At 68.3% G+C, this 7,810-nt stretch carries 2 protein-coding genes; both read right to left on the reverse strand.

Annotated elements, in window-relative coordinates; genetic code table 11:
* Positions 1–7,253, reverse strand: a 7,253-nt coding sequence (locus K0F86_RS16135; protein ID WP_219135346.1) for a filamentous hemagglutinin N-terminal domain-containing protein, incomplete at its 3' end; no start/stop codon positions are given.
* Between the two features lie 155 nt (positions 7,254–7,408).
* Positions 7,409–7,810 (reverse strand): FecR family protein (locus K0F86_RS27595; RefSeq protein ID WP_374197298.1); only part of this gene is annotated, 402 nt, incomplete at its 5' end.

Genomic DNA, 7,810 nt, shown 5'->3' on the forward strand with positions numbered 1-7,810 from the left:
TAGCTGCCGCTGGCGCCGCCCAGGATCTTGCCCTGCAAGTCCACCATGCCGGCCGCGCCATCGAGCGCCACTGCCTTCAGGCTGCCGGCGCGGTTGTGTTCGGCCGACAGGTCGATCACGCTGCCGCTAGCTGCGCGGATATCGCCGGCGCGGCTGTCCAGGGTCACGTCGCCGCCCCAGCTGTATTTATCCACGTCGAAAAAGGTGCTCTTGCGGCCCGCCATGTCGATGCGCGCGCCGTCGGCCACGCTGATGTCGCGCTGCGCGCTGATGGTCAGCTTGCCGCTCGGCAGCACCACGGCCGTCGCCACAGTCACGCTGTCGCCGCTCAAGGTCAGCTGGGCGCCCAGCCCATCGTTATTCTTGACGGCAGCCGCTGGCGCCGCGCCGGCCGGCGCCGCCACCTTCAGCGCGCCGCCCGCCGTATAGCTGTGCGCAGAACCGGCGTCGCCCGTCAGCAGCGGCGTGCTGATATTGAGCTTGCCGCCGCTGTACTGGTAGCCCTTGCCCGTTTCATAGGCGCCCTGCGCCTGGTAGACGGACAGGCTGCCCTTGTGGTTGGCCGTGACCTGGCCCGACGCTTTCAGGTTGACGTAGCCAAAACCCAGCGCCAGGCGGTCGAACGAGGCGACGCCGGCCGGCTGCGTGAATGGGCCGAAACCGAAATCGATGCGCTCCGCTTCCAGGTTCAGCGTGCCGCTGCCCGTGCCGGCGCCATGCGCGATCACGTTGCCGGCCGGCGACAGGGCGCCGCCCCAGATCAGGTTGGCCGTGCGGATGGTGGCCACCGTGCCAGCCGCGCCCTGGCCATACATGGCGGGCGTGGTCAGCACCAGGCGTTCCAGCGTCGATTTGCCCGTGCCCTTGTCGTAGGTGTCGAGCACCACGTCGCCATAGAAATTGACGCCGTCCGCCGCGCTCAGCATCAGCGCCTGCAGGGCCGGCGCACCCGTGCTGGTATCGCCGCGCAGCAGGCGGTCGAGTACGCCCTGGTTCATGGCCAGGCCGCTGGAACGCGTGCCGTTGGCCTGCGCCGCCGCCAGCGCTTCGCTGCTGCCCATGTTGATAGCGCCCACAGACAGGCTCAGGTTGCGCGTGCCGTAGCGCGCCGTGTCGTCCAGTTCAAACCTGCCATTCGTCGACAGCAGCAAAGTGCCTTCCGAGTACAGGCTCGCTGTGCCCGTGCCTGTGCCGGCGCAAGCGTCGGCACACACGCCGATGCGGATGCCACCGCGCGCCGAACCGCCGACCGGCGCCACGTTCATCAAGCCGTTCGAGGCGGCCAGCATGTGCATGTCCGCGCGGCTCTTGTAGATGAAGCCGTCGTTGGCGTCATACGCGGCCTTGCCCCGTCCCACAGTGTTGATGCCCGCGCCAGGCGCGATATCGATCACGCCATCGCCCAATTGGTAATTGCCCGGGTCCTGGGCCACCAGGAATACCTCGGGCGCCGACAGCACGGCGCCCGCGCGCAGATAGATGGCACGCGCCGAGTTGACGCCGAAGTTCACGTAATTGCCGCCCTGGCCATATGTCACCGTAGGCGTGTTGCCTACCACAATGCGGGCCGCGCCGATCTTATTCAGGCTCGAGGCGCGCACGCTGACCTGCCCGGCGCCGCTGGTGGCTGGCGCGCCATCGGCGAGGATTTCAATCTCGCCGTTGGCGACATTGCTCGACCCCAGCAGCACGGTGCCACCGTAGCCGCCCTCGGCCGCGCCGAACTTGCCAGTGCCCTTGAACTGGAATGTGTCCAGGCCGCCGTCTTGCGCCAGGGTCAGCTTGAGCGTCTTGGCATCGGATGGCAGCTGCGCGCGGGGAATGCCGCGCGTTTGCGCATCGGCCAGGGCGAAGGCGGCATAGCCTGTTTCGTTGTACTGGGAATACGTGCGCAAGACCTTGGCCGGCGTGAGTATCAGCTGGCTGGCCAGCGGCGCGCGGATGTCCGTGCCGGCAATCGACAGGGTGCCGGGCGCGGCCCAGGAACCATTGCGCAGCGGTTGCGCCAGCGAACCGGCGCTCCCCTGGGCCGCCAGGCCGTTGAGTTCCACGCGGAAGGCACCCGGCAGCAAGGCATAGGTCGAGGGCATCAGGGTGTAGGTGCCGGCGGGCAAGCCCGGCACGCCGTTGCCTATCGTCACCTGCCGGCCCACGGCCGCATCGGATGCCGCCTTGTCTGCGCCCGAAGGCGATTGCGGCGCCTGCACGCCGGGCACGATGGCGTACACAGGGTTGGTCGTCAGGCCCGGCAAGACGAAGCCGCCATTCGCGCCCACCTGCATCAACGGATGATAGCGCGCATCGGTGGAGCCGCCGCGGCCGGCGATGAAACCGGCGCCCGTCAGTTCGCCGCCGCCGGACAGGTCGAGCAGCGCACCCGGCTGCACGTCCACGGCCACGCCGGCCATTTCCACGCCGACGCGCAAGCCACCCTGCGCACTGAAGCCGCCCACGCCCATGAAGGCGGCCAACTTGCCGTCCACATTCCAGGCCTGGCCATCGACGGTACCGCCGTACGGCATGACCAGGCCGGCACCGCTGACGGAGGTGATACTACCTGGTAATAGATTCACCGTCAGGCTCTTGTCATTGTCATAGCCGGCCGCGCCGATCGACAGGCGGCCCAGCGGCGCGCGCACGACGCCACCCTGCTCGATATGCGCGGCGCCCAACTCCAGCGAGCCGAAGGCGGAATACGGCATGGCCGGCACGCTGTCGCTCGCGCGTGCAATGTTCAGGCGGTGCGCGGGATTGTAGCCAAACTTACCGTCGATCAAGCCATAACCGGCGCGCACGGCGGCGCCGGCGCCCGTTTCAGGATACAGCTGGGCCGCACTGAGGGTCATGTCGCCCGGCGTGGACAGCACCGTCGTCGCCTGGTTGCCATCCCAGCCCAGCGGCGACAGCAGGAAACGCAGGTCGCCGCGGCTGCTCAGGCGCACGTCGTCGGCAACGATATTGACCATGCCGCGCACGTCGATCAGGTCGCCCGCCATGCTGATCTGGCTGGCGAGGGGCGATGCTCCCGCAGTGCCTGGCGTGACATAGAAATCGCGCCCGGCAGGCTTGATGCTGGCCAGGCGCACATACGGCGCCGCGATGCTGATGCGCGCGCCGGGCGAACTGCCCGGTGACAGCACGGGCGCGCCGTACAGCTGGAAGCTCTGCTGCATCTTCAGCGACACATCGCCATCGAAGGAGGCGGCGCCGAGCAAGGCCAGGTTGGCGAAACCGCCCGTTTCCACCTGCTCCACGGAAAACCGGCCATGGCCGTACTGCAGCAGCGGCGCCGCGTCCTGCGCATGCACGCCATCGGCCAGGTCGCTGGCGCCCTGCCGCTGCGTCAACCTCAGCTGGCGTCCCTGCAGCACCCTGGTCGTGGCCAGGGTTTTCTTGTATTCGGGCGTGCCCGTGGCCACGGACAGGGTGCCGCCCGCCGCGCCCGCGCCGCCCGCCCGGGCCAGCAGCTGGCCGTCGAGGTACAAGCCATTGTTCGACGCCAGCGCGATGCTGCCGCCCGCGCTGGCCACGTCGATGGCCGCGCCGTTCACGTCCAGCACCGCGTGCGCGCCGGAAGCATCCAATACGGCGCCGTCGCGCACGACCACGAACAGGCTGACCGCCGACGTGCTGCCCTGCGCATGGTTGATCTCGCCGCCGATGACGATGCTGCCGCCATCGACCACCTTGCCGTAGCGCCGGCCCTGCGCGTCCGTGGCCGTGACGGCGCGCGACGCCACGTCGAGCACGGCATTTTCGCCGATCCAGATGGAACGGCCATGGCCGGCCGCTTCCACGGCCTCGGACACATTCACATCGACACCCACGCCGCCCAGGCTGATCTTGCCGCCCCAGGCGTTCAGCCGGCCTTCCACCGTCAGCTGGCCCACACTGGCCAGTTTGATGGACTGGCCCGCATCGACATTCACCACGGCATTCTTGCCCACCAGCAGTTCGGCAGTAGCCATATCGGCCGCGCCGGACTGGATATCGCCCACCTGCAGGGCCAGGCTGGCGCCCTTGCGCTGCGTCAAGGTGCCCTTGAGCGCGTTTTCCGTCACCTGCTCCGGCGTCCACAGGGCCAGTTTTTCATTGTCCACCACGCGCAGCACGGGCATGCGCACGTCGACCTGCGTGCCGTCCGCCACCGTCAAGCCCTGCTTGCCGAGCAGGCTGTAGCTCGCGAAACCCTTGTCGAAAAAGTCGCCGCCCAGCTGCAGGGTGCCCGCCACGGGTTTTGCAATGTCGCCAATCGCGATCTTGTTCGCCTGCAATTCCAGCTTGCCGCCGCCCGCAACGCCATGGCCGCGCACTTGCGCGCCCTCGCCCAGCAGCAGGTCAGCCTGCGCGCCATAGCTGGCCAGGGTCACATTGCCGCCCTTGCCGCCCTGCTGTTTCGCCTGTGCCAGGATGCCCGCACCCGAACTGACGTCGATCAGGCTGCCATTGCCGATGCGCACGTCGCCATTCGCCCGCAGCGACACATTGCCGCCGTTGATATATGGCAGGCCGGCGGCGGCCAGCGGGTCGCGCAGCACGTTACTCAACAGACCGCTGGTATCGAGGCTGACGCCAGCGGCCAGCAGCAGCTGGCCCCCTGGCCCGCCCGGGTTGACGAGCGTATCGACCATGCCCAGCGCGCCGATCTGGTTCAGCACATTGCCGGCCATGATGCTGCCGCCATGGCTGCGCAGGCTGGCATTGATGGCCACATCCTTGGCGTACACGGTGATATTGCCGCCGTCGGCCACCTGCAGCGCGCTGTCGACGGTGATCGATCCTTTCGCGGCGAGGCGGATGGCGCCCAGATGCTGCTCATTCAGCAAGCCCGTGTCGAGCAGCAGCTTGCCCTGGCGCTCAGATGCCAGCGCGCCTGTCACGTCGAGGCCGGCGGCGATGCCGTCCTGCACGCGCGTCAGGCGCACGTCGTCCATGACGGCCGACAGCACATGCTGCAGCACGCCCGTGCGCTTGTCGAACATGGGCTGATATTGCCCGACGATCAGTTGCCCCCGCTGCGCGGCCGCCAGTTGCGACTGCTGGTAGCCGTCGAGCAGCGCCTGCGGCGCCTGCGTCTGGCGCTCGCCCTGGAAGACCTCGCCCGCGATGCCGCCTTCAAGAACGGCCGACCCCGTGGCGATGACCAGCTTGCCCGCGTCGCGGCCCACCGTGTAGCCGTTTTCCAGCCGCTGGCGCGCGGCGATCAGGGGATTGGCGTAAAACGCGCTGGCATCCTTGCCCCAGCGCGCGTGTTCTTCCTCGTAACCCTTGTACACGCCCGCATACGCCAGGTCGGCCGGCGCGCTGCCCGCCTCGTACAGCTTGCCGTCCGCACCTTTCAGCCAGGTCTGGCGCAGCGCGCCCGTCTGCACGTCGAGGGTGCCGCCCGACAGGTTGATGCCGGAGCCGGCCTGCGTGACGACATCCTTGCCGCCGAAGGTGACCGTGCCGCCCTGCGCCATCCATTCGCTGACGGAATGGCCTTGCGTGCCCAGGTAACCGGCCACTTCCAGCAAGCCGCCGGCCGTGTACCAGCGGTCGCTGTCATAGCCGTTCGTGCCTTTCGGTACCAACACCAGCTTGCGGCGGTCGACCCAGATATTGTTGTTGAGCAAGGCCTTGCCGTCGCGGTTGACGGGCGCGTCGCGCTGCTCGTTGCCCTGCACATTGATTTCGACATTGTTCGCCGCCATCGCCACCTTGACGCCCACGGCGCCGGAGACGTCGAGCTGGGCGCCATCGCGCACGAGGCTGCGGCTGGCGGCATTCACGGCGATCTGGCCGCCCGTGGCCAGGGTCAGCGAGTCGCCGATGAATTCCACCGTGCCGGCGCTGCCGATCTCGATGCGCGACTGGTCGCGGCGGTCGTTGACGGCGAGAATATTTTCCGTGGACGTCACGGCCGGGCCGCGCATGGCGTCGCGCTGGCTGTCGAGCGCCGTCGTCTTGCCGTCGTCCTCGACCAGGATAGCCGTGGTGGCGCCGCGCCCCACGGTGACGGCCGCGTCGCTGCCCAGGGCATTGAGGTGGATGGTGCCGCGCGTGGCCGTCGTGGTGGTGGCCAGCACGACGCCTTCCTGGCGCACGTCGCGCCCGGCCAGCGTGACGTCGCCTTCGCGCGCCTGGATCAGGCCCGTGTTGACGACCTTGCCCGCCGTGCCGCCGGCCGCGAATTGCGGCGTGACTTCGCTGCCGCGCGTGCTCGACAGCGGATTGCCGTCCGTGCCCACGCCTTTTTTAATGGTAAAACTGTCGCCGGCGGCCAGCAGGGCCTGGCCCTTGGGCGTGCTGATCTCGCCCCCGTTGTGCACTTCCTTGCCCAGCAGCATCACGTAACCGCCCCCTTCCGTGCTGCCCTTGGGCGCATTGCTGGACAGGCGCGCGCCCGCCTGCACCTGCACCTTGCCGGCCGCATCGGTGAACGTCGTGGCGCCGGCCGTGCCGGGGCTGTAGATGCCGTCCTTCTGGAATTGCGCGTCGCCGATGCGGGCCGCGGCCGCCACCAGGCTGCGCGTATCGACCTGGCTCGTGCCGGTAAACACGATGCCGTTGCGGTTGACCAGCAGCACCGTGCCGTCAGCCTTGATCTGGCCCTGGATCTGGCTGGGACGCGCTTGCGGATCGTTGACCCGGTTCAGCACGGCCCAGTCCTTCTGCTGCTGGAAGGTCAGGGTCGTGTCCTTGCCCACATTGAATGTTTCCCAGTTCAGGATGGCCTTGTCCGCCGTCTGCTGCACCACCACGGCCGTTTTGCCGTTCGCTACTGTCTGCACGGGCGCCTGGGCATTGAGCCAGCCGGCCGTCAGGCTGTTGGTGTCGACCTGCAAGCCGCCTTGCGCCAGGCCATTCGGCACGCTGGCGCCGCTGGCGGCCGCCTGGCGCGCCTGCGCCTGGGCCGCTTGCTGCGCGGCGATGGCGCGCGCGGCCAGGTTCAGGTTGTTGAGCGAGCGCTGCAATTGCTGGTTCGCTTGCTGTTGCTGGCCCTCGGGGCGGCTGCCCAGCGGCAGCGGCTGGCCATTCGGCAGGCGCCCCGACGTCGATGCCGTGTTCTGCGCCGCGCCCTTGGCCGCGAACCAGCCGCCGCTGAACGCCTGCTGCGCGCGCGCCGGCGTGGTGAAGGCGCCTGCCATCAACATGGTGGTCAGTGCGTAAGCGAGCGGCGTGAGCCGCAAGCGGCTGCCCAGCGTGGAGGACCGCTGCGCGCCCGTGTCGACGTTCGGGACGGGGCGCTGGGCAGTGTGAAACTTGGTCATGGCAATGGCTTCCTGGCTAGAGAGTAGGGAATGGAGCCTGGCGGTAGCGCAGGCGTCCATGCCTCCATGACGTAGCTCGATGGCGGAAGGGATAATGTTTTTTGAAAAATATTTTCAAATATTTTTAAACAAGCCTGCCAAAGGGAAACACGATATCAGCTGAGCAGGACGATGCCGCCTGGCAAGCTGGTCATTTGCGCGCCGTACAGGTCGCGTATCATCGCCAGCGCGCCATCGGTTTGCCCGATGGAAAAACGCATGCGCACCAGGCGCCGGCCCAGCTCGGCATTGCGCAACAGCACCCGGCCGGGCCGGTAGCGGTTGATTTCATCGACCACGTCGGCCAGCGGCTGGCCGACAAACGACAGCGCGCCCGTGCGCCAGGCGCTGGCCTCGCCCGCCTGCGCGGCCGTGGCGGCCTGCACGCCCCGCTCGTCGTACACCAGTTGCTGCCCGGCATCGAGGGTCTGGCGCCGCTGCTGCCACACGACTTCCACGGCGCCCGCCAGGCAGGTGACGCAGACGACGTCGTCCGTGTGGCGCACATTGAAGCGGGC

The sequence above is a fragment of the Janthinobacterium sp. UMAB-60 genome (assembly GCF_900095235.1).
In the GTDB taxonomy this organism is placed as follows: domain Bacteria; phylum Pseudomonadota; class Gammaproteobacteria; order Burkholderiales; family Burkholderiaceae_D; genus Janthinobacterium.